Source organism: Streptococcus sp. Marseille-Q7156 (assembly GCF_965119495.1).
In genome coordinates this window covers 734,023-756,045 of the sequence record NZ_CBCPLU010000001.1, presented here as the reverse complement: position 1 = coordinate 756,045, position 22,023 = coordinate 734,023, and the positions used below count along the sequence as shown (strand labels likewise).

The window sequence follows — 22,023 nt, the reverse complement described above, 5'->3', positions numbered from 1 at the left end:
CACAGACTTTAGCCCGAGTTCAATTATTTCAATTATATGATGCAAAGGGCGTTTAAAAGCGACCGAAAAATAGGAAATCAACGTAGACTTCGATGAAGTCAAGGAGATTTATCTTTTTTCCGAGCTTTTAGCCCGTGCTCAACTCTACAAGCAACTTGGATACAACACGTATCTCAAGTTGCTTGTAGAGTTACTAATTCATTCGTCGAATATTATCGATTCGACTCTCTCCTGTCGCAAATTTGCAAATAACTTGGGTACAATACATATCTCAAGTTACTAAAGTTAAAAACAACCGTTATTTTACATAATTTATCTTATGCAATTCTATTCTTTGTTATATGTTTTTCGGATGGCATCTTTGATGCTTTCAACGGTTGGAATCATTGCATTTTCCAGGTTTTGTGCGTAAGGCATTGGCACATCTTCTCCTGCACAGCGGCGGATTGGTGCATCTAAATAATCAAATGCTTCTGATTCTGAAATAATAGCTGAAATCTCTCCGATATAGCCACTTGTTTTATGGGCATCGTTGACCAGAACAACCTTACCAGTCTTCTTCACTGAGTTGATGATGATATCCTTATCAAGTGGAACAAGGGTACGAGGATCCACAATTTCAACTGAAATTCCTTCTTCTGCTAATTCTTCAGCTGCTTGAACCACACGGCGAAGCATTTTCCCGTAAGTAACAACTGTTACATCCGTTCCTTCACGTTTAATTTCCCCAACTCCAAGTGGGATTGTGTAGTCTGGATCAACTGGCACTTCCCCTTTTTGGTTAAATTCTGACTTGTACTCAAGAATGATAACAGGGTTATTATCACGGATAGAAGACTTAAGTAATCCTTTCATGTCCGCAGGTGTACCTGGCGCTACAACCTTAAGTCCTGGAATGTGAGTAAACCAAGACTCTAGAGATTGCGAGTGCTGGGCTGCAGAACCAACTCCGTTACCTGCTGCACAACGAACAGTCATTGGAACCTGACCTTTACCACCAAACATATAACGTGTTTTAGCAGCTTGGTTGACGATATTGTCCATGGCAATGACCGAGAAGTCCATAAAGGTCATATCGACAATTGGACGAAGTCCTGTCATGGCTGCTCCTGCTGCTGCCCCTGAGATGGCTGCTTCAGAAATCGGACAGTCACGGACACGTTCTGGACCAAATTCTTCAAGCATTCCAACAGAAGTTCCGAAGTCTCCTCCGAAGACACCGACGTCTTCTCCCATCAAGAACACATTTTCATCGCGACGCATTTCCTCAGACATAGCAAGGATAATGGTGTCACGGAAGGACATTGTTTTTGTTTCCATTTTATCTCTTTCTCCTTAGTCTGCGTATATATCTTCAAAGGCTGATTCAAGCGGTGGGAATGGACTTTCCTCTGCAAATTTAACAGAAGCTTCTACTGCTTCCTTTACTTGCGCTTGGATTTCTTCCAATTCTTCGGCACTTGCAATATTATTTTCAATGAGGTACTTGCGGAGGTTTTCGATTGGGTCTTTTTGTTTCCACAATTCCACTTCTTCACGTGTACGATATTTACCAGGGTCAGATGATGAGTGACCAAGCCAGCGATAAGTTACACTTTCAATCAAGACTGGACCATTGCCACCACGAACATGATCTACAGCTTTCTTAAATCCTTCATAGACATCGATGACATTGTTACCGTCTTCGATGAACATTCCAGGAATTCCATAAGCGGCGCTACGTTGATGGATATGTTCTACATTGGTCATTTTCTTGATATCCGCAGAGATACCGTAACCGTTGTTAATGCAATAGAAAATGACTGGCAGGTTCCAGATAGAAGCCATGTTCACTGCTTCGTGGAAAACACCTTCGTTGGTCGCACCATCTCCAAAGAAGCAGACAACGATTTTTCCGGTATTTTGCATTTGCTGACTGAGGGCTGCACCAACAGCGATTCCCATACCTCCACCTACGATACCATTGGCACCAAGGTTACCAGCATCAAGGTCGGCTATATGCATAGATCCACCTTTACCTTTACAGGTTCCGGTGTATTTTCCAAGGATTTCAGCCATCATTCCATTAAGGTCAATTCCTTTGGCAATAGCTTGTCCATGACCACGGTGGTTTGAGGTAATCAGATCATCTGGATTGAGAGCTAACATAGCCCCCACGTTAGCTGCCTCTTCACCAACAGAAAAGTGCGTCATTCCTGGCACTTTCCCTTTCTTTACTAATTGTGCAATTTTTAAGTCCATGCGACGGATTTCTTCCATCTTACGGAACATTTCGAGCAAAAGATTTTTATCTAAAGTTGACATCTTCTTGCCTTTCTAACTTTCTTCTTACCTTACCATTTTACCGTTTTTGGAAAATACTGTCAAAGTTTTTCTCATGTAAATTTCACAAAATAAAAAAGAAAACCCCATGGAAACAAGGGATTTTCTTATCAATAATATTTTTTCACAAACTTTTTAGCATTTAGATTTTGCTAAAGATTCAAATCTCTTCATAATCACAGTTAGACGCCAACGGTAGAGCGCCCCACTCACGATTAGACTAATAATCAAGCCAATCCAGTAAGAATAAGCTCCAAAATCTGTTAGAGAGTCGAATACCATAGCTACTGGGAGTGTCACCCCCCAGTAACCAACCAAACCAAGGTAAAAAGGAATAACGGTATCCTTATACCCCCGTAAAATTCCCTGAAGCGGTGCCGCAAAGGTATCTGCTAACTGGAAGAAAAGACTATAAGTCAAAAATCGCGCTGTCAAATCGATGAATTCTGGGTCGTTACCATAAAGACTGGCCACATTTCCTCTAAAAATGTAAAGGAAAGATAAGGTGAAGGCCGCAAAAATAAGGGCTGTCCATCTTCCTAGACCAATATAGGTTTTCGCATCATCAAATCGTTTGGCTCCTACTTCATAGGAAACGACAATAGCCATAGCAGATGAGATACTCATAGGAAAGGCGTACATGAGACTTGAAAAGTTCATTGCTGACTGGTGACTAGCAATAATCAAGGATGAGAACTTAGCCATAATCAAGCCAACCACGGAAAAGATAGCTACTTCTGCAAAGACAGTTCCCCCTATAGGAAGACCTAAGCGAACTCCTTCCTTAATTTTATCCATATTAAGTGGAATGCGTTTCTCAAGGTGTAAGGCTTTGAGCTTCTCCTGTTTAAATAAAACCAGAACAGAAATCCCCAGCAAGACCCAGTAGGCCAAGGATGTTCCTAAACCAGCACCAGCACCTCCCAGTTCTGGAACACCAAATGCCCCGTAAATCAAGAGATAGTTAAATCCGCTATTGAGAGGAAGCAACAAAAGCATGAGGTACATGGACAGTTTGGTCAAGCCCAGCGAATCCAGCAAGGAACGAATGACACTAAAAAGCAATAAGGGGATAATCCCGATAGATAAAAACCAGAGATAGCGAACCGCTACTGCCGCCACCGGTGCTTCTAGTCCAATATGATTCAAGATTGGTGGTGCCAAGAAAAGTACCATCCCCAGCAAGAGCATAGATAGACCCAAGGCCAGATAGATGAACTGGTAAAAATCAGACGCAACCTCTTCCTTTTTGCCTCGCCCAAGATGGTGACCAATGATGGGTACCAGGGCTGACACAATCCCTGTCAGGAATGTAAAAAAAGGATTCCAGATACTGGTTGCCATAGACACACCAGCCAAGTCCATGGTGTTGTATTGACCAGTCATAGTCGTATCAACAAAGGAGGCAGAATAATTGGCAAATTGATAAATCAGGATAGGGAAAAATATCTTTAAAAATAAGATAAACTTGTCTTTAAAATGATGGGTTTGGTACATATAGACGCTCTATTCTTTTGGTTTACAGAGCAGACTCCCACCTAGTTTTGATAGACAATTTGTCCCTTACAGATGGTATATTTAACCTGCCCTTTTAAGGTTTCACCAATGAATGGTGAATTGGTTGCTTTCGAAGCAAAATGGGAGTCCACAAGTCGGTCAGCCTTAGCATCAAAAATAGTGATGTCTGCTGGACCATTCTCAGCTAAATAACCTGCTTCAAAGTTGTAAAGCTTGGCTGGGTTGTATGTCATCTTTTCGAGCAATTCCATCAAACTTAACTCACCAGCTTCGACCAAATAAGTCAATCCGAGAGAAAGAGATGTTTCCAAACCTGTCATGCCAGATGGTGCTTTGGTGATATCCTCAACATTTTTTTCATCTGCATGGTGAGGCGCATGGTCAGTCGCTATAACTGTGATGACGCCTGATTTAAGACCTTCGATCACAGCACGACGGTCTGATTCCAAACGAAGTGGAGGATTCATCTTAGCATTGCTTCCTTGTGTCAAAAGGAGCGCTTCGGTCTTAGAAAAATGCTGTGGCGCTACTTCTGCTGTGATTTGCGCTCCCAATCCTTGAGCAAACTCCACTACTTTAACACTTTCTTCCTTAGACAAATGCTGAATATGGACATGAGCCTTAGTTGCATAGGCAATCATGACATCACGCGCCATCATAGCATACTCAGCTACCCCAGTTGCACCACAGATATGGAAATGTTCTTTAGCAATATTTTCGTTAAACCCAAGAATCCCATTCAAACCTGGATCTTCCTCATGAAGACTAATAAAGGTATTAAGCTTTTTAGCTTCCTCCATGGCTTCCTTGACAACTTTACTGCTTTCAAGAGGAATACCGTCGTCTGAGAAACCAACCGCACCAGCTTCTAAAAGTGCCTTAAAGTCAGTCAAATCTTGCCCATTAAAGTTTTTAGTAATGGTCGCAACCGTCTTAACATTGATTTTTTCCTTGGCAGCAGATTGAAGAACTTCTTGCAAAGTCTCCACGTCTGAAATGGTTGGACTGGTATTAGCCATCATGACGACAGTAGTAAAACCACCTACAGCGGCTGCTAGGGCACCAGTATGAATGTCTTCTTTATGTGTTTGTCCCGGTTCACGGAAATGAACATGGATATCGACCAAGCCAGGAGCAACTACAAGACCAGTAGCATCAATTATCTCTGCTCCTTCTTCCTTGACCTCAGGCGCAATTTTGACAATTTTCCCATCTTGGACTAAGACATCACACACTTGATCCAAACCAGACTTGGGATCCATTACACGACCATTTTTGATTAGTAGCATCTGCTTTCTCCTTTATTCATAGAAATCAACTTGAGTATCCAACAATTTATCCCCATCATAAACAAACTTGGCTGAAAAGAAGGGTTTATCCTCTAAAAGCCACTCAACAAAGGTATGGTCACCTTCCCAAGTCGGCTTGCTCAAAACCTCATCATAGGGAACCCATTCTAGCGTTCCCTCGTTGCAGTCAATCAAGTCACCCTCGAACTCCGTCACTTTAAAAACATAGGTGTACCAGTCTAAATCTGGCGTAAATTCAGGAAAAGTGATAACACCTTTTAGAACTGGCTTGGCTTTGAGCCCTGTTTCTTCAAGGATTTCACGCGCCGCGCATTCCTGGGGCGTCTCTCCTCTCTCTAGCTTACCACCCACACCAATCCATTTCCCTTCATGGACATCATTAGGCTTCTTATTACGATGGAGCATGAGCAGTTCTTTTCCGTTATCAATGTAGCAAATCGTCGCTAACTGAGGCATATTTTCTCCTTATCTAAGCCAATCGATTGGCTCTTGTCCTGTCTCTTTTAAGAATGTATTGGCCTTGGAAAAAGGCTTGGAACCCCAAAATCCTCTGTAAACCGATAAAGGACTGGGATGGGCTGATTCGATAATCAAGTGATGAGGATTGGTAACTAAGGCCTTCTTCTTACGTGCATAAGCTCCCCAGAGTACAAAAACGACTGGTCTATCTAGATGATTGACCACCTGAATCACAGCATCCGTAAAAGGCTCCCATATCTGACCAGCATGACCATTGGCCTGTCCAGCAGGAACTGTCAAACAAGCATTAAGAAGCAAGACTCCTTGCTCAGCCCAAGCTGTCAAATCATGAGATTTCTTAACCCCGATATCATCTGACAATTCTTTCAAGATATTTTGCAAGGATGGCGGAGCTGGGATAGAGTCAGGTACAGAAAAACTCAAACCCTGCGCTTGACCTGGCCCGTGATAGGGATCTTGCCCTAGAATCACCACCTTAACTTCTTCAAGCGGTGTTGTCAAGAGAGCCTGAAAAACCTTTTCCTTGGGTGGATAAATAGTCCCCTGAGCATAGACCTGCTCCATAAACTGATTGATTTTCCCAAAATAACCCTCAGGTAATTGCGCCTTAATCAAAGCATGCCAAGACGAGTGTTCCATAGCCGACTCCTTCGTTTTTACTGCCTCTATTATAGCAAAAAGTGGCTATCTAAACCACTTTTTACAGTTTATCTAAGCAATCCAGCAAGTCTTGGTAAGAATGGACTTCGTAAGTCGGCTGGGCTTGTGTGTGATTTTCAACACGATGAGGGTTGTACCAGATAGTGTCAATCCCCGCATTATTGCCGCCTTGAATGTCGGCGGTTAGGGAATCTCCAATCATCAGCGTTTTTTCTTTACTAAATCCAGCAATTTGCTGACCAATTTTTTCATAGAAAAGAGCATCAGGCTTTTGTGTTTGCAACTGTTCAGAGATAAAGACTTGGTTGAAGTAAGGAGCCAAACGTGATTGAGCCAAACGCCCTGTCTGAATGGCAGTAATACCATTTGTCGCAGCATATAGCTCATAATCACGCTCGATGAGGCTGTCCAAAAGTTCATGAGCACCCGAAATCGTTTGCCCCTGCTGAGCGAGGTAAAATTGATAACGCTGGGCTAGAAAACTACCGTCTTTTTCCTGTCCAAAGTGAGCAAATAAACGAGAAAAGCGCGTGTTAACCAGCTCTTGTTTACTGATTTTCTTTTGCTCTAAGTCCTTCCAGAGAGCCTTATTCATAGGAACATAATAGTCTTTATAAGCCTGAATATCTGCAACTCCTTCTTCTTTTAGAAGTTGCGTCAAAGCCACATCCTCAGCAGCATCAAAATCAAGAAGAGTGTGGTCGAGGTCGAAAAGTAGAAATTTGTAGGACAATTTGAGGTTTTCCTTTCTAGGGGGTGCTTGAAGTCTAAAGGGGGTACATAATTTTCTAATCTTTTAGCAAACATTCAAGTATATTTCTTTTAAAATCATTATCCCAATAAGGCTCTGTATGTTTCACTAATTTTGAATTTCTTTTGAAAAGTAACTCAAATTCATTTTCTATTGCATAATCAAATCCAGATACAAATAACGCTTTTGTTCCTTTTTTAACATATATTTTTAATACATAATCTGTATCTAAATAGTTTAACCGACTATCTTGTTCTAAATAGATTCTTTTATTTAGTGTTGTACTCAAATAACCTTTATCAATAAACCCTGTGTCGCTTTGGGAAATTTGATTAAACTCATCCACGTCAACATAACGATATACCACAATGTTATCTTGAATCATTGGAGCAGATTTAAAATCATCATCTAAAAATCTTTTCAAGTTATGAAGTTTTTCAATGTTTACTGAACTAGAACCTGTTCTTAATAACTCATTTACTCTAGTCATATAACCAGCACAATAACATTCTAAAGGAGTTAAAGAATCTTTCCAAAATTCATTCTTTTTGTATGAATTTGCATAATCTATTTGCCACTCTGCGAAAGTTTTTCCTATCCATTTTGAAGCATCATTTTTTTCAAATTCTAGATAAACCATTATTATAACCTCACTTAAAATTTGGTAATATTATAACATATATAAAAAGAAATTTTCCAGTATAATTAACAGTTACTATTCATTCACAAATTGTTTTAATTCTTTTTCACCTATTTATCCGTAAACAATAGAAAAAGTGAGCAAGAAATCATAGTGCTATTTTTTACCCACTTTTTAAAGTAAAGATCGCTTTTTTTCAATCGTGATGACGACTTGCTCTATAAATGTATGCCATAGTTTTCATTAAACTCTGTTAAAAAATTTTCCTAGTGTAAATATGTAGCTATCTTTATCTAAATTAATTTAAAGGACAGAAATACTTTCTAATATCTCACTTCCCCTACCCTAACTCCTTGGCTATTCTGCTCTTTTCGAGTTTTCCCTTGGTAATTCGTTTCCATAAAACAAGTGGATTCAAACTATAGGATAATCGTAGGAGGTAATAATTGATCCATTCGATAAAGGCAAAAAGCTGTATTAGTATGGCTATAATAGTCACTTGGACACTCTGGGTATTCCAGACTATAAAAGGAAAGTCTGAAATAAGTAAAACAAGGTCTAGTATTCTGAGCCCGCCATATACACTAGAGACAATTACACTTCCGAACTGGGGATTCGACAGTCTTCTAATCAAAATCGCCCAGAAGATTGAACCTTGAAGCAATATAAATGTCAGTAAAGACAAAGAATAGAGAATGGATACTAGACTATTCTCATCACCAAGCCGATTTTTCAAAAGGAAAAAACAAAACCAAAAGGATAGAACGGCTGCAAGTTCTCCCAAACAGAGGGACACCAACTCTTTTCTAACTTTCTTTTTTTGTATATTCATAACCTCACCCATCTATCTAACATCCTATATCTGAAAAAAACATTCGAAACATTTTCTAGTTAACATTTCTCAGAATCAAGGCATTTTAAGTATCGAACAGTTCGACCCCTTTAATATCATTGCAATTCTAAACTTAGAATTACATTAAAATAAATGTTTTATTTCTATTCTAAGTCCATGATAGCCTTAAATTTTAATTTTTGAAGGATTCTAAAGCTAGAATTGTTCAAAAATAACGAGAATGAAGCTATTCGAAACTTAGAAGAGCTTTTTCTAAACTTCATACTCACTTTAACTAGTAGGAGTTACAATTCTTCCGATGAGCTTTGAGTTTTTTCAGAGCCCAATCATAGTGGCTTGACGTGCTACTGACAAAATAGGAACCTAGACTTGTCCCACCCGTCCACTTATAGATACCTTTGATAAAGAGTTCGTCATTGATAAAAACTTCTATCAACTCTAAAACCTCTCTATGTGATTGTTCTAGGAGTCTAGTCGCTTCTTCTAAGGAGGTTTTCTGGTGCTTCTTCCAAAAAGCGACATTCATTTGTCCATAAGTTTTCCAATTATAAGGTTCAGGGAGAAAAGGTCTTTCGTGACCTTTTTGATTGGAATGTACCCAAGTCAAAAGTAACTGCTGCCATTCATAAAGATGGATCAAGACATCCCGTAGATTTTTATCCCTTTTCCAGTGAGTTTCTTTTTTCTTTGGGTCTCTTGAAAAATCAAATGGAATCTGTACCTCATCTTCACTTAGTTGGGAGATGAAACGATTGAGCTTTTCATAGTTTTCCTTAGAGGCCAGCATTAGCTCCTCTTTTGTTTTCGGTCTAGGCACAGAGTTCTCCCTTCATATTACTAGTTATTATTAGAAATTTTTTATCCTTTAAATCTCTATAACTTATCCTTTAATTTTTCAACAAAGAGATAGGCTGCTGGACAGGTCAAAGTATTCTTAATCGTCAAATGGTTGATTTGATGGATCTTTTTGCGATCTGTATGGGGGAACTCTCGACAGGCCTTTGGACGAACGTCATAGATGGAACAAAGATTATCTCCTCCTAGAAAGGGACAAGGCATGGATTTAAAAACCTTATCACCATCTTCATCTACCTGCAGAAACTCCGCTTCAAAAGCTGGTAATTTCATCTTAAAATACTTGGCGATTCGTGTAATATCCGCTTCTTTAAAGTCAGGACCCAATGTCTTGCAACAGTTGGCACAGGCAGTACAATCAATTTCCTCAAATACTTCTTGGTGAATCTGCTGGGCTATCTTATCTAGATTTTTTGGTGGCTTTTTCTTTAAATTGGCTAAAACTTTTCGATGCTCCTTCTGCTTTTGTAAGGCTAGCTGGTGGTAATACTCAATATCAATTTCTTTAGACATGGTTTCTCTCTTATTCTAATTACTTTCCCCTATTATACCATGCCTCTGAACCATTGAAAAGTGGAGTTTAATAGACTATACTTTCCCAAAATGCGTCAAAAAACCTTGCAACTAGGTTACAAGGTTAATGACATTAATCAAAGTTAACGTATTCTTTTTGAAGTTCAAGGACTTCTTCCATTGTTGAACACTCTGTAAGGGCACGGTTAGCGTACTCTTCCATCTTAGCAGTGTCCAATTTTTTCATCAAGCTACGTGTACGAAGTACTGATGTTGCTGACATAGAAAACTCATCCAAGCCCATTCCGACAAGAAGTGGAACAGCTTTTTGGTCACCAGCCATCTCACCACACATACCAGCCCATTTACCTTCAGCATGAGCTGCCTTGATAACATTGTTGATCAAGCGAAGGATTGATGGGTTATATGGTTGGTAAAGGTATGAAACTTGCTCGTTCATACGGTCTGCTGCCATTGAGTATTGGATCAAGTCGTTTGTACCAATTGACATGAAGTCTACTTCTTTTGCAAATTGATCTGCAAGCATCGCTGCTGCAGGGATTTCAATCATGATACCAACTTGGATGTCATCCGCAACTGCAACACCTTCTGCAAGAAGGTTTGCTTTTTCTTCTTCATAAACTGCTTTAGCTGCACGGAATTCTTTCAAAAGGGCAACCATTGGGAACATGATACGCAATTGACCATGAACAGAAGCACGAAGAAGGGCACGGATTTGTGTACGGAACATTGCATCTCCAGTTTCAGAAATAGAGATACGAAGGGCACGGAATCCAAGGAATGGGTTCATTTCGTGTGGCATATCGAAGTAAGGAAGTTCCTTATCTCCACCAATATCCATTGTACGAACAACTACTGGTTTACCATTCATTCCCTCAAGAACAGCCTTGTATGCTTCATACTGCTCATCTTCAGTTGGGAAGTCTTGAGAATCCATGTACAAGAACTCTGTACGGTAAAGTCCAACAGCTTCTGCACCGTTGTTGTTAACACCTTCAACGTCTTTTGGAGTACCGATGTTAGCAGCCAACTCGAAGTGTTTACCGTCAGCAGTCACTGTTTGAGCATCTTTCAAAAGTGCCCATTCAGCTTTTTGTTTAGCATAAGCTTCACCAGCTGCTTTAAATTCTGCCGCTTGTTCATCTGTTGGGTTGATAATCACTTCACCAGTAATTCCGTTAACGGCAAGGATATCACCGTCTTTCACTACTTCAGTGATGTTATTTGTTCCCAATACAGCTGCAATTTCAAGTGTACGTGCCATGATAGCTGAGTGGCTTGTACGTCCACCGATATTTGTTACAAAAGCTTTTACAAAGTTTTTGTCCAATTGAGCTGTATCAGATGGTGTCAAGTCATGCGCAATTACGATTACTTCTTCATTGATAGAAGCTGGGTTTGGCAATTTTTTACCAAGAAGGTTTGCCAATACACGTTTTGTCACGTCGCGGATATCCGCTGCACGTTCTTGCATGTATGGGTTGTCTTCCATGCCTTCAAAGATAGTGATGAACATGTCAGTCACCTCTTTAAGACCTGCTTCTGCGTTGACTTTCTTAGCACGGATTGTTTCTTTGATCTGACCAATCAATTCTGGGTCAGAAAGAACCATCAAATGAGCGTCAAAAACTTGAGCCGCTTCTTCACCAAGCGTACCTACAGCTTTCTCACGGATAAGAGAAAGCTCGTTTTGAGAAGCTTCAAGAGCTACATCCAAACGAGCCTCTTCTGCGTTTGTATCTTCGACTGAAACAGTCTCGAATGACAAATCCGGTTGAACGAGTAGATATGCTTTTGCAACTGCAACACCGTCAGATGCCGCGATTCCTTTAAGCATTTCTGTCATTTTCCTTATGCCAATCCTTCTTTTTCCATTGTTTCTGAGATTGCAGCGATAGCGTCATCTGCATCTGCACCTTCAGCTGAGATAGTTACGTCAGCACCTTGGCCAACACCAAGACTCATAACACCCATGATTGATTTAAGGTTAACTGATTTACCTTTGTACTCAAGAGTGATATCTGAAGCAAATTTGCTAGCAGTTTGTACCAACAATGTTGCTGGACGTGCGTGAATACCTGTTTCTGCCACTACGTGGAAATCTTTAGAAGCCATAGTTTGACTCTCCTTTTGTTCTTTCTTTTTTGAGTTATATGTGATAACCCTTACAATTTGGTATTATATCATCTTCTAGGATTTTTTTCAAGCATTTTATGGGATTTATTCAATTTCCTTTCAGATAACTTGCTGAAAATCTTCTATCCTAGATGACAAAACACAGGATATAGTTTTCCAAAAAACAACTTATAGGATAATTATCACTATTTCGCAAAGCAAACACTACATATTGTGTTTTGTTTAGCTGTGTATAAAAACAGACCACTATATTTAGTTTTAAATCGTTGACAAAATTTCAATTTCTGATATACTAAGAAAGTAATCTATTTTGAAAGAGGAGTTACACAATGGTAACCGTTTATTCTAAAAACAACTGTGTCCAATGTAAGATGACCAAACGTTTCTTGGACAGTAATAATGTCGCTTATCGCGAAATCAATCTTGATGAGCAACCTGAGTACATCGATCAAGTTAAAGAGCTCGGTTTCAGCGCAGCTCCTGTTATCCAAACACCAACTGAAGTCTTTTCAGGTTTCCAACCAGGAAAACTGAAACAATTAGCATAATCTTAGTACATCATCCAGAAGAAACTGCTTCTAGGGCTAACTTAGAAGCCTTTCTTTTGTAATTAGATAAGGGAAATTTTATGGGATTAAAACATCTTGAGGACGTGACTTACTTCCGTCTCAATAACGAAATCAACCGTCCTGTCAATGGACAAATCATGCTTCATAAAGATAAGGAAGCCTTGGATGCTTTCTTTAAAGAAAATGTAGTTCCAAACACTATGGATTTTGATTCAATCAAAGATAAAATCAACTACCTCATTGAACACAACTACATCGAAACAGCCTTTATCAAGAAATACCGTCCAGAATTTTTGGAAGAATTGCATCAATTTATCAAAGACCAAAACTTCCAATTCAAGTCTTTCATGGCAGCTTATAAATTTTACAATCAATATGCTTTAAAAACTAACGACGGTGAATATTATCTTGAAAGTATGGAAGACCGTGTCTTCTTTAACGCCCTTTATTTCGCTGATGGGAATGAAGCTATTGCCATCGATATTGCCAATGAAATCATCCACCAACGCTATCAACCCGCTACTCCTTCCTTCTTGAATGCTGGACGTGCTCGTCGTGGTGAATTAGTATCATGTTTCCTGATCCAAGTAACTGATGATATGAACTCTATCGGTCGTTCTATCAACTCTGCCCTTCAACTTTCACGTATCGGTGGTGGTGTGGGAATTTCCCTCAGCAACCTTCGTGAAGCTGGTGCACCTATCAAAGGATATGAAGGTGCTGCTTCTGGTGTCGTACCAGTTATGAAACTCTTCGAAGATAGCTTCTCTTACTCCAACCAATTGGGGCAACGTCAAGGTGCTGGGGTTGTCTATCTAAATGTCTTTCACCCAGATATCATCGCCTTTCTTTCAACTAAGAAAGAAAATGCTGACGAGAAAGTTCGTGTAAAGACTCTCTCACTTGGTGTTGTAGTACCAGATAAATTCTACGAATTGGCTCGCAAAAATGAAGAAATGTACCTCTTCAGCCCATATTCTGTAGAGCTTGAATATGGTGTGCCATTTAACTACATCGACATCACAGAAAAATACGATGAATTGATCGCAAATCCAAACATCCGCAAGACAAAAATCAAGGCGCGTGATTTGGAAACTGAAATCTCTAAATTGCAACAAGAGTCTGGTTACCCTTATGTGGTCAACATTGATACGGCTAACCGTGCAAACCCTGTTGATGGTAAGATTATCATGAGCAACTTGTGTTCTGAGATTCTTCAAGTTCAAGAACCAAGCTTGATCAACGATGCTCAAGAATTCCTTCAAATGGGAACGGACGTTTCATGTAACCTTGGTTCAACCAACGTAGTCAACATGATGACTTCACCTGACTTTGGTCGTTCTATCCGTGCTATGGTTCGTGCCCTTACTTTCGTTACAGATAGTTCGCACATCGTAGCTGTTCCTACTATCGACCATGGAAATAGCCAAGCCCATACCTTTGGTCTCGGTGCCATGGGACTTCACAGCTACCTTGCCCAACAATTGATTGAATATGGATCGCCTGAGTCTGTTGAATTTACAAGCATCTACTTTATGCTTATGAACTACTGGACCTTGGTAGAGTCAAACAATATCGCGCGTGAACGTGGTATTACCTTCCATAACTTTGAAAAATCAGACTATGCTAAGGGAAGCTACTTCGACAAGTATGTGACAGGCGAATTTGTTCCAAAATCAGACCGTGTTAAAGAACTGTTCAAAGATGTCTTTATTCCAAGCGCTGCTGACTGGGCTGAACTTCGCGAAAAGGTTCAAGCAGATGGTCTTTACCACCAAAACCGCCTTGCTGTAGCGCCAAATGGTTCTATCAGTTACATCAATGACGTTTCCGCTTCTATCCACCCGATTACGCAACGTATCGAAGAACGCCAAGAAAAGAAAATCGGTAAAATCTACTATCCTGCCGCAGGTTTGTCAACAGATACTATTCCTTACTACACTTCTGCTTACGACATGGATATGCGTAAAGTGATTGATGTTTACTCTGCTGCGACTGAGCATGTGGACCAAGGACTTTCACTTACTCTCTTCATGCGTAGTGATATTCCAAAAGGACTTTACGAATGGAAGAAAGAAAACAAACAAACGACACGTGACTTATCTATCCTTCGTAACTATGCCTTTAACAAGGGTATCAAGTCTATCTACTACGTCCGTACCTTTACAGATGATGGTGGAGAAGTCGGTGCCAACCAATGTGAAAGCTGTGTGATTTAATCTTTGCTTGAGAAAACTCCTTTTTCTCAGATTAGTGATTCATTCACCCTGCTAAACTAGACTGGAATAAGCATCTATACTATGAAATAACAAAAAGTCGGGCTTCCGACTTTTTGTGCGATACTCCTCTAGAATTATGATAAAATAGAAATGATCGTGAGTTCGCAATACTAAACACAGAAAGAGATTTCAAATGGAAACTTACTACAAAGCCATTAACTGGAATGCCATCGAAGATGTCATCGACAAATCAACTTGGGAAAAACTGACGGAGCAATTCTGGCTTGATACACGTATTCCCTTGTCAAATGACTTGGATGACTGGAGAAAGCTATCAAATGTAGAAAAAGACTTGGTAGGAAAAGTCTTTGGTGGTTTAACCCTTCTCGACACCATGCAATCTGAAACTGGGGTTCAAGCCCTTCGCGCAGACATCCGTACTCCCCATGAAGAAGCTGTTTTCAATAACATCCAATTTATGGAATCTGTCCACGCAAAATCTTATTCATCAATCTTTTCTACCTTGAATACAAAGGCTGAGATTGAAGAAATTTTCGAATGGACCAATACCAATCCTTACCTACAAAAGAAGGCTGAGATCGTCAACGAAATCTACCTAAACGGTAGCCCACTTGAAAAGAAAGTAGCCAGCGTCTTCCTTGAAACATTCCTCTTCTACTCTGGTTTCTTCACACCGCTCTACTACCTTGGTAATAACAAACTTGCCAACGTTGCGGAAATCATCAAATTAATTATTCGTGACGAGTCTGTTCACGGAACTTACATCGGTTACAAATTCCAACTTGGTTTCAATGAATTGCCTGAAGAAGAGCAAGAAAAACTCAAAGATTGGATGTACGACCTGCTCTACACTCTTTACGAGAATGAAGAAGGCTACACAGAAAGCCTCTATGACGGTGTTGGTTGGACGGAAGAAGTTAAAACCTTCCTTCGCTACAATGCTAACAAGGCACTCATGAACCTGGGACAAGATCCACTCTTCCCAGACTCAGCGGATGATGTCAACCCAATCGTTATGAACGGTATTTCAACAGGAACTTCCAACCACGACTTCTTCTCTCAAGTCGGAAATGGTTACCTTCTTGGCGAAGTTGAAGCCATGCAAGACGATGACTACAACTACGGTTTGGACTAAGGTCATCTATTTTATAAGTGATAAAAACATCATAGTTTGTTTAAAACAACCATGATGTTTTTGTTTTTGTTTTCTTTTGTTTTTTAAATTGATTGATTGAATACTTTATGATAAAATAGTAATAGAAATAGAGGTGATAACGATGTTAAAGCAGGAAAAACTAGATAATATTCTAGAAACGGTAAATACAAAGGGAACTATTACTGTAAAAGAAATCATGACTCGCTTGGATGTATCAGATATGACTGCTAGACGCTACTTGCAAGAGTTAGCAGACAAGGATTTACTTGTTCGAGTGCACGGGGGAGCTGAAAAAATTCGCACAGGTTCCATTTTAAACAATGAACGTTCAAATATCGAAAAACAAAGCTTACAAATCGCAGAAAAACAAGAAATCAGCCGTTTTGCAGGCCATTTAATCGATGAAGGAGAAACCATTTTTATTGGCCCAGGAACAACATTGGAATCTTTTGCCCGTGAACTACCAATTGATAATATTCGTGTTGTAACAAACAGTTTACCAGTTTTTCTCATCCTAAACGAACGAAAACTAACAGATTTGATTTTAATTGGTGGAAACTACCGCTCTATCACTGGAGCCTTTGTGGGAACACTAACCTTGCAAAACTTAGCCAATCTTCAATTTTCTAAAGCTTTCGTTAGCTGTAATGGTATTCAGGACAATGCGATTGCGACCTTTAGTGAAGAGGAAGGTGAATCACAACGCATCGCCCTCAATAATTCCAATAAAAAATACTTACTAGCTGACAATAGTAAGTTCAATAAATTTGATTTCTATACCTTCTACAATATCTCTGATATTGATACCATCGTTTCAGATTCTAAACTGAGCAAAGAAACCTTCGAACAACTTTCAAAACAAACAAAAATTATTCTTTCTAAACCATAAAACTGATAATTGATAAAATATAAAATGCGTCATATCAAGAAAATAAGAATCTTGATACGACGCATTTTTTGATGAAGATTTTTACAAAGAGTTTCCTAGATTCTTTATGATTGTTGAAATGGCATAAAATCTGAATCAAAGGAGATATTATCCCGTTCTTCAGGACTGATAAAATTTAAAAAGATTTTTTTAAATTCTTCCAGCTCATAGTCTGAATGGCAAATCCATTCTTTACCGGTAGAGACATACCATTTCCCAAGTTTTTTCAGCTCCTCATTAGTCAAACAAGGTATTTGAGAACATTTATCAAAATTGATAATATAAACTTTTTCATAAATTGATTGGATAAAATCTTTGAACATCTTTTTGCCTCACTAAAATTCTATATCTAATGACTAATTCTACTAGTCTATAATCTGACTTTCCGCTACTTTCTTGTACCAGTGAGCTGATTTCTTAGGATAACGTTCTTGAGTTTCAAAGTCTACATAGAAAAGACCGTAACGTTTCTCATATCCGTTTGACCATGAGAAGACATCCATTAATGACCAAATGAAGTAACCTTTTACATTAGCGCCATCTGCAATAGCATCAGACAAGACTTCCAAGTGTTGTTTGACATAATCAATACGGCCATCATCGTAAACAGTGTTATCAACGAACTCATCTTTATAACCAAGTCCATTTTCAGTGATGTAAATCTTCTTGTAGTTCGGATAATCTTTCTTCACGCGCATGATTTGGTCATACAAACCTTGAGGGTAGATAATCCAATCCCAATCCGTACGTGGTACATAGTCAGGAGCTACACGACGACCAACACCTTTGATTTGGTATTTAGAGCTTCCTTTCTCACCCTTACCATTATGGATAACTTCAGTTTCTCCATCAAATGCTTCCATCCAGTCACTCATATAGTAATTGATTCCAAGGAAGTCGTTCAAGTCTTTCGCAGCTTCTAATGCTGTAAAATCTTCTTCACGAAGATCCAAGCTACCACCATTGGCAGCCAAGATAGCCTCTACCCCTGCCAGAGTCTTTTCAGAGTAGTGACCCAGATAAGTTGCATCCAAGATAAATTTGTTATGGATAATGTCCTCCAACTCTGCCGCAATAACATCTGCTGGATTTTTAGGATCTAAAGGATACTTGGTTGGCAGTGCGTGAACAACACCAATTTCACCTTTATAACCTTTATCTTTAAATAGCTTGACTGCACGCGCATGAGAAACCATCATATTGTGGTGCGATTGGAAAACTTTGGCAAGGTCGTACTGAATACCTGGAGGGAATTTCCCAACCAAGTATTGACCATCACCGATTGGTCCAATTTCATTGAAAGTTGTCCAATAGTTGACTTCTGGAAATTCTTCAAAACAGAAAGCCGCGTAGTCTACAAAGTATTCGATATTTTCACGATTTAAGAAGTCTCCATTTGAATGGAGAGCTTCTGGAGTGTCAAAGTGATGAAGAGTTACAAAAGGCTCAACATGACGTTTGTGACACTCTGCAAATAGATTATGATAAAACTCGACACCTTTAGCATTTACTTGACCGTAACCGGTTGGGAAAATACGTGACCAGGCAATAGAAATTCGAATGCCATTGACACCATACTCTTCTGCCAACTTGAGGTCAACTGGATATCGATTGTAAAAATCACTGGCTGGTTCTGCAGTGTACCAGTAGTTATCTTCAAGATATTTATCCCAAGCAACTGGTCCTTTTCCATCAGTATGCGTAGCGCCTTCTGCTTGATAGGCAGCTGTTGCGCCACCAAAAATAAAGTCTTTTGGTAATGTTTTTGTCATTTTTTTCACCTATTTCTTGATTTAAATAAAGTAAAAGTGAGAGAGAGGAGTCAGTGAGCCATCCTTCTCCATCTCACTTCTTGTAACAAGTCACCGAATTGTGACATGAGGAGGTAAAAACGATATCTTTTTACCGACGAATTAACAAGGCGATTAGGAAATTCGCCATAGCGATTTCCGTAACGAGAGGAAACTATTTCATAGTCCCTATCGTTAATCGAATTGAGCTTGTACGAATGCTAGAGCACCTTTTCCATCACGGGTTAATTTGATGTATTGAGCGCCTTCTGTTTTCGCAAGTTTAATACCGAGTTTATCTGTTTCTGCTTTCATATCTTCAAAGTTTGAAGCAACTTGAGGGGCAAGGATAACCAAATCAAACTCTGGCAACATTTCACGGTGAGCACCATAACCACCTGCTGCTGCTTTCACAGGAACATTGTATTCTGCAGCTGCCTTATTCAAAGCATTTGCGAGAAGTCCACTTGTGCCTCCACCGGCACAGAGAACGAGGACATTTGTTTCTTCAGTAATTGTATTTTGAGCTGCATCGACACCCGCTTTCTCAAGAATAGCATCTGCTTTTGCAGTGTTGAAGTTTGCAGCAACTTTTTCTTTCAATTCGTCATTAGATTTACCTGAACGTTCTTCTTCAAGAATTTGTTCATCATAGACTTTAAGGAATGGGTAGTAAATGACTACGTCAACCACAATTAGAAGGGCAGCAAGAATGAATGATAGAACTTGGAAGTTAGTACCAAGAACTAGACCTAGTGGAGCTGGGGTTGTCCATGGTAGATTAGCAGTAAATGAGTTCATTCCAAGTGTTTCAATAAAGAATTTGAAGATCCATACGTTTGCAATTGGTGCAAAGATAAATGGAATGAAGAAGATTGGGTTCAATACAAGCGGTGCACCAAACAAGATTGGTTCATTTACACCAAAGAATGTTGGAACTACTGAAGCACGACCGATGGCACGGTTACGTTTTGATTTTGTTAACCACATGAACATGAATGGAACAACCAGTGTCGCACCAGTACCACCCATGGTAACGATAAACATTTGTGTACCAGAAGTAAGAATCTTGTCAGCGTGCATACCTTGTTGGAGAAGGTTCAAGTTGACTTCGGCATTTGCATAGGTAATTGCTGCGATAGCAGGTTCAACAATAGATGGACCATGGATACCAACAAACCAGAAGAAGGCAAAGGCACCAAAGATAATGGTAATACCAAGATAGCCATCAGCTGCAGAGAATAATGGTGCAAAGAATTTACCGATTGATTCAGCTACGCTTGCACCAACAAAATGACGAGCTAGTAAATCAAGAGCATAAAGAGAAACTACTGATAGAGTGAATGGAATCACATCTTTAAAGACTTGTGAGATATTTGGTGGAACTTCGTCAGGCATACGAATAGTGACGTTGTTCTTAACACAAACCTTATAGATGGCTACAGTAACAAAGGCAGCAAGGAAGGCTGAAAGCAAACCTTTTGTCCCCAAGAATCCAGTAGCTAGACCATTTTCGATAGGATCAGCTGCCAACATCAACAAACCAACAATTGCTGCCAAAAGTGTTGACATATAGTTGATTTGATTGGTTTTTTCCATGCTACGGTTTACTGAGTCGGTCAAGGACTTAGCTGTTGTACCAGCTACCAATAGAGCCAAAATCCCCATTGAATAGCTGTAAGGTTTCATGAGGAGATTAACAACATCATCAGACCATTTAAAACCCCATGAGTTTGGCACAAAAGCAATCAAGATAAAGATACTTGAGAAGAGAATAACAGGCATACCTGCAATGAAACCATCACGAATGGCACGAAGATAGATATTACGAGATAGCTTCTCAAAGAAAGGTTTTCCTTTCTCAATAAATGCAATTAATTTATTCATTACTTAACTCCTCTCTTATAGAGTTCAATTAAATGGTGCATCAAATCTTTTAACAAAATAGTTGTCATCAAGTGGTCTTGACCATGCATCATGGTCACACTATATGCTAAATCCTCACCAGAAGCTTCCTTAGTCAATAGACTTGTTTGAGCATGGTGAGCCTCAGCAATACAGCTACCAGCTTCCTCAACTAATCTGTCCGCTTTTTCAAAATCACCAGCTTCAGCAGCCTTCAAGGCTTCCAATAGTTTTGAACGAGCATCGCCAGCATAGGCTACGATTTCAAAACCTAACAATGTTACTTCTTCTCTATTCATGATAGAATTCTCCTTATATAGTTTTAAATAAATTTTTATGACAATAAACGTTGGATATGTAGAACTAGATAAACACGTTCACTTTTATACAAATCAATACCCGTATGTTGCGTAATCACATCATAAATCTTGAAACCAATCTCGAACGCTTTTGGATAGGATTGTTTAATATGATCTTCCATATCCAGAAGTGATTGGTTATCATCTCTAGATCTGTCTAAATAATCCAAGAAATAATTCAAATGTATCATAAAGCGATCATAGAAATGGTTATTCTCTTTAGTTCGTTGAATTGCATAGTCCGTTAAAACTTCTTCAACATTCCTGAGAATTTCTTTCCTCTTATCAATCGACTCCACAAGTTCCACTTCATTTTCACCTTCGGCATTAATGAAATGATAAGCAATCCGAATAATTTCGTCCTCAGGAAAATGATCTGCTAGCTTCTGACGGTAAATTTCAAATGCTTCATTTGCGATTTGAAAAGCGACAGGATACTTAGTGGAAATATCTGGCAGATTACTATCCTTGTACCTTCCTTGTGCTAGAGCTTGGTAAGAACAGTAAATATGATCTGTCAAGGTTACGTAGAGATACTCTTGAATCGGATAATGATATTTCTTTGATAGTTTATCAATGATTTCATAGGTCACTGTGATAAAATCAAGCGGAACATCTTTAAGGAGAGCCATAAAGTTTTCTCTGGACTCTTCGGTCTTCATCCGAAAGATTTTCTCAACCTGATGTTCAGCAATCAAATCCCCTTTCTTCTTTCCAAATGTAATCCCCTTACCAATCACAATCACTTCTTCTCCTTTATCATTTCTGACAAGCGAGACATTGTGATTCATTGGATTTAGAATTCGATACATGTCAACCTCCTTGTATATCTTAAAGGTATATTAGTACAAAAAATGACCACAAATGAACTAGAAAATCAGCCGATTTCTAATTCACCTGTGATCATGCCTAATATTACTTAGTAACACTCACCTTGTATTAACTTGTGATTTAAGTATAGCACAAGTAAGTTATTTTGTAAACCCTTACATGTTAACTTTTTTAAAAATTTTTTAG

At 39.2% G+C, this 22,023-nt stretch carries 22 protein-coding genes; 4 read left to right on the top strand and 18 right to left on the bottom strand.

The features are described 5' to 3' along the window. Nucleotides 1-327: 327 nt before the first annotated feature. The 13 genes from ACWPV5_RS03740 to ACWPV5_RS03680 all read right to left on the bottom strand — a co-directional run bounded on the left by ACWPV5_RS03740 (nt 328) and on the right by ACWPV5_RS03680 (nt 12,038). Nucleotides 328-1,320, bottom strand: a complete 993-nt coding sequence (locus tag ACWPV5_RS03740) for an alpha-ketoacid dehydrogenase subunit beta (protein ID WP_000448714.1) — start codon at nt 1,318-1,320, stop codon at nt 328-330. A 15-nt stretch (nt 1,321-1,335) separates the two neighbouring features. Next, a complete protein-coding gene (locus ACWPV5_RS03735) occupies nt 1,336-2,304 on the bottom strand; it encodes a thiamine pyrophosphate-dependent dehydrogenase E1 component subunit alpha (protein WP_000105367.1) in 969 nt (322 codons plus the stop codon). Between the two features lie 153 nt (nt 2,305-2,457). After that, nucleotides 2,458-3,819 (bottom strand): sodium-coupled multidrug efflux MATE transporter PdrM, encoded by a 1,362-nt coding sequence (pdrM, locus tag ACWPV5_RS03730; RefSeq protein ID WP_060805543.1) that lies wholly within the window; start codon nt 3,817-3,819, stop codon nt 2,458-2,460. 41 nt (nt 3,820-3,860) lie between these two features. Beyond that, nucleotides 3,861-5,129, bottom strand: coding sequence for a dihydroorotase (locus ACWPV5_RS03725; protein WP_060805544.1), 1,269 nt, complete (start codon nt 5,127-5,129; stop codon nt 3,861-3,863). A 12-nt stretch (nt 5,130-5,141) separates the two neighbouring features. Further along, nucleotides 5,142-5,606, bottom strand: a complete 465-nt coding sequence (locus ACWPV5_RS03720) for an NUDIX hydrolase (RefSeq protein WP_001135768.1) — start codon at nt 5,604-5,606, stop codon at nt 5,142-5,144. 9 nt (nt 5,607-5,615) lie between these two features. Further along, on the bottom strand, nt 5,616-6,269 hold the full coding sequence (locus ACWPV5_RS03715) for a uracil-DNA glycosylase (protein ID WP_261084052.1): 654 nt from the start codon (nt 6,267-6,269) through the stop codon (nt 5,616-5,618). 61 nt (nt 6,270-6,330) lie between these two features. Continuing rightward, a complete protein-coding gene (locus ACWPV5_RS03710) occupies nt 6,331-7,023 on the bottom strand; it encodes a YjjG family noncanonical pyrimidine nucleotidase (protein WP_261091443.1) in 693 nt (230 codons plus the stop codon). A 55-nt stretch (nt 7,024-7,078) separates the two neighbouring features. Continuing rightward, entirely contained in the window at nt 7,079-7,681 is a 603-nt protein-coding gene (locus ACWPV5_RS03705) for an ADP-ribosyltransferase (protein ID WP_265526184.1), read from the bottom strand. A gap of 340 nt (nt 7,682-8,021) precedes the next feature. Further along, a complete protein-coding gene (locus tag ACWPV5_RS03700; RefSeq protein ID WP_265526182.1) occupies nt 8,022-8,525 on the bottom strand; it encodes a hypothetical protein in 504 nt (167 codons plus the stop codon). 283 nt (nt 8,526-8,808) lie between these two features. Then, a complete protein-coding gene (locus ACWPV5_RS03695) occupies nt 8,809-9,351 on the bottom strand; it encodes a ClbS/DfsB family four-helix bundle protein (RefSeq protein WP_265526179.1) in 543 nt (180 codons plus the stop codon). A gap of 56 nt (nt 9,352-9,407) precedes the next feature. Beyond that, nucleotides 9,408-9,902: a YkgJ family cysteine cluster protein gene (locus ACWPV5_RS03690; protein ID WP_000031481.1), complete on the bottom strand. Its 495-nt coding sequence runs from the start codon at nt 9,900-9,902 to the stop codon at nt 9,408-9,410. A gap of 133 nt (nt 9,903-10,035) precedes the next feature. Further along, the gene (ptsP, locus tag ACWPV5_RS03685) at nt 10,036-11,769 is read right to left on the bottom strand and encodes a phosphoenolpyruvate--protein phosphotransferase (protein ID WP_020902391.1); all 1,734 of its coding nucleotides are present in this window, start codon (nt 11,767-11,769) and stop codon (nt 10,036-10,038) included. A gap of 5 nt (nt 11,770-11,774) precedes the next feature. Continuing rightward, nucleotides 11,775-12,038: a phosphocarrier protein HPr gene (locus ACWPV5_RS03680; protein ID WP_000146947.1), complete on the bottom strand. Its 264-nt coding sequence runs from the start codon at nt 12,036-12,038 to the stop codon at nt 11,775-11,777. 350 nt (nt 12,039-12,388) lie between these two features. On the opposite strand from ACWPV5_RS03680, the gene nrdH reads away from it, so the two are divergent. The 4 genes from nrdH to ACWPV5_RS03660 all read left to right on the top strand — a co-directional run bounded on the left by nrdH (nt 12,389) and on the right by ACWPV5_RS03660 (nt 16,913). Then, nucleotides 12,389-12,607: a glutaredoxin-like protein NrdH gene (nrdH, locus tag ACWPV5_RS03675; RefSeq protein ID WP_000259240.1), complete on the top strand. Its 219-nt coding sequence runs from the start codon at nt 12,389-12,391 to the stop codon at nt 12,605-12,607. Between the two features lie 80 nt (nt 12,608-12,687). Further along, on the top strand, nt 12,688-14,847 hold the full coding sequence (nrdE, locus tag ACWPV5_RS03670) for a class 1b ribonucleoside-diphosphate reductase subunit alpha (RefSeq protein ID WP_454382362.1): 2,160 nt from the start codon (nt 12,688-12,690) through the stop codon (nt 14,845-14,847). Nucleotides 14,848-15,040: 193 nt separating this feature from the next. After that, nucleotides 15,041-16,003: a class 1b ribonucleoside-diphosphate reductase subunit beta gene (gene nrdF / locus ACWPV5_RS03665; protein ID WP_000451385.1), complete on the top strand. Its 963-nt coding sequence runs from the start codon at nt 15,041-15,043 to the stop codon at nt 16,001-16,003. Between the two features lie 142 nt (nt 16,004-16,145). Beyond that, the gene (locus tag ACWPV5_RS03660; protein WP_000917575.1) at nt 16,146-16,913 is read left to right on the top strand and encodes a DeoR/GlpR family DNA-binding transcription regulator; all 768 of its coding nucleotides are present in this window, start codon (nt 16,146-16,148) and stop codon (nt 16,911-16,913) included. A 104-nt stretch (nt 16,914-17,017) separates the two neighbouring features. On the opposite strand, the gene ACWPV5_RS03655 is transcribed toward ACWPV5_RS03660, so the two are convergent. From ACWPV5_RS03655 to ACWPV5_RS03635, 5 genes are all read right to left on the bottom strand, one after another. Then, on the bottom strand, nt 17,018-17,275 hold the full coding sequence (locus ACWPV5_RS03655; RefSeq protein ID WP_227325429.1) for a DUF3884 family protein: 258 nt from the start codon (nt 17,273-17,275) through the stop codon (nt 17,018-17,020). 42 nt (nt 17,276-17,317) lie between these two features. After that, nucleotides 17,318-18,724 carry a 6-phospho-beta-galactosidase gene (gene lacG, locus ACWPV5_RS03650; protein WP_219966628.1) on the bottom strand — a complete coding sequence of 469 codons (1,407 nt, stop codon included), beginning with the start codon at nt 18,722-18,724 and terminating at the stop codon, nt 17,318-17,320. A 213-nt stretch (nt 18,725-18,937) separates the two neighbouring features. After that, nucleotides 18,938-20,629 carry a lactose-specific PTS transporter subunit EIIC gene (locus tag ACWPV5_RS03645; RefSeq protein ID WP_049535247.1) on the bottom strand — a complete coding sequence of 564 codons (1,692 nt, stop codon included), beginning with the start codon at nt 20,627-20,629 and terminating at the stop codon, nt 18,938-18,940. Continuing rightward, entirely contained in the window at nt 20,629-20,946 is a 318-nt protein-coding gene (locus tag ACWPV5_RS03640) for a PTS lactose/cellobiose transporter subunit IIA (protein ID WP_172935166.1), read from the bottom strand. Before ACWPV5_RS03640 ends, ACWPV5_RS03645 begins: the two co-directional genes overlap by 1 nt. 35 nt (nt 20,947-20,981) lie before the next feature. Further along, a complete protein-coding gene (locus ACWPV5_RS03635) occupies nt 20,982-21,818 on the bottom strand; it encodes a PRD domain-containing protein (protein WP_454382358.1) in 837 nt (278 codons plus the stop codon). Between the last annotated feature and the right edge of the window lie 205 nt (nt 21,819-22,023).

What these genes read in the sequence shown, in the direction of transcription:
- ACWPV5_RS03740 (WP_000448714.1), bottom strand. Translation starts at nt 1,320, where the DNA reads ATGGAAACAAAAACAATGTCCTTCCGTGACACCATTATCCTTGCTATG.
- ACWPV5_RS03735 (WP_000105367.1), bottom strand. Translation starts at nt 2,304, where the DNA reads ATGTCAACTTTAGATAAAAATCTTTTGCTCGAAATGTTCCGTAAGATG.
- pdrM (WP_060805543.1), bottom strand. Translation starts at nt 3,819, where the DNA reads ATGTACCAAACCCATCATTTTAAAGACAAGTTTATCTTATTTTTAAAG.
- ACWPV5_RS03725 (WP_060805544.1), bottom strand. Translation starts at nt 5,129, where the DNA reads ATGCTACTAATCAAAAATGGTCGTGTAATGGATCCCAAGTCTGGTTTG.
- ACWPV5_RS03720 (WP_001135768.1), bottom strand. Translation starts at nt 5,606, where the DNA reads ATGCCTCAGTTAGCGACGATTTGCTACATTGATAACGGAAAAGAACTG.
- ACWPV5_RS03715 (WP_261084052.1), bottom strand. Translation starts at nt 6,269, where the DNA reads ATGGAACACTCGTCTTGGCATGCTTTGATTAAGGCGCAATTACCTGAG.
- ACWPV5_RS03705 (WP_265526184.1), bottom strand. Translation starts at nt 7,681, where the DNA reads ATGGTTTATCTAGAATTTGAAAAAAATGATGCTTCAAAATGGATAGGA.
- ACWPV5_RS03700 (WP_265526182.1), bottom strand. Translation starts at nt 8,525, where the DNA reads ATGGGTGAGGTTATGAATATACAAAAAAAGAAAGTTAGAAAAGAGTTG.
- ACWPV5_RS03690 (WP_000031481.1), bottom strand. Translation starts at nt 9,902, where the DNA reads ATGTCTAAAGAAATTGATATTGAGTATTACCACCAGCTAGCCTTACAA.
- ptsP (WP_020902391.1), bottom strand. Translation starts at nt 11,769, where the DNA reads ATGACAGAAATGCTTAAAGGAATCGCGGCATCTGACGGTGTTGCAGTT.
- ACWPV5_RS03680 (WP_000146947.1), bottom strand. Translation starts at nt 12,038, where the DNA reads ATGGCTTCTAAAGATTTCCACGTAGTGGCAGAAACAGGTATTCACGCA.
- nrdH (WP_000259240.1), top strand. Translation starts at nt 12,389, where the DNA reads ATGGTAACCGTTTATTCTAAAAACAACTGTGTCCAATGTAAGATGACC.
- nrdE (WP_454382362.1), top strand. Translation starts at nt 12,688, where the DNA reads ATGGGATTAAAACATCTTGAGGACGTGACTTACTTCCGTCTCAATAAC.
- nrdF (WP_000451385.1), top strand. Translation starts at nt 15,041, where the DNA reads ATGGAAACTTACTACAAAGCCATTAACTGGAATGCCATCGAAGATGTC.
- ACWPV5_RS03660 (WP_000917575.1), top strand. Translation starts at nt 16,146, where the DNA reads ATGTTAAAGCAGGAAAAACTAGATAATATTCTAGAAACGGTAAATACA.
- ACWPV5_RS03655 (WP_227325429.1), bottom strand. Translation starts at nt 17,275, where the DNA reads ATGTTCAAAGATTTTATCCAATCAATTTATGAAAAAGTTTATATTATC.
- lacG (WP_219966628.1), bottom strand. Translation starts at nt 18,724, where the DNA reads ATGACAAAAACATTACCAAAAGACTTTATTTTTGGTGGCGCAACAGCT.
- ACWPV5_RS03645 (WP_049535247.1), bottom strand. Translation starts at nt 20,629, where the DNA reads ATGAATAAATTAATTGCATTTATTGAGAAAGGAAAACCTTTCTTTGAG.
- ACWPV5_RS03640 (WP_172935166.1), bottom strand. Translation starts at nt 20,946, where the DNA reads ATGAATAGAGAAGAAGTAACATTGTTAGGTTTTGAAATCGTAGCCTAT.
- ACWPV5_RS03635 (WP_454382358.1), bottom strand. Translation starts at nt 21,818, where the DNA reads ATGTATCGAATTCTAAATCCAATGAATCACAATGTCTCGCTTGTCAGA.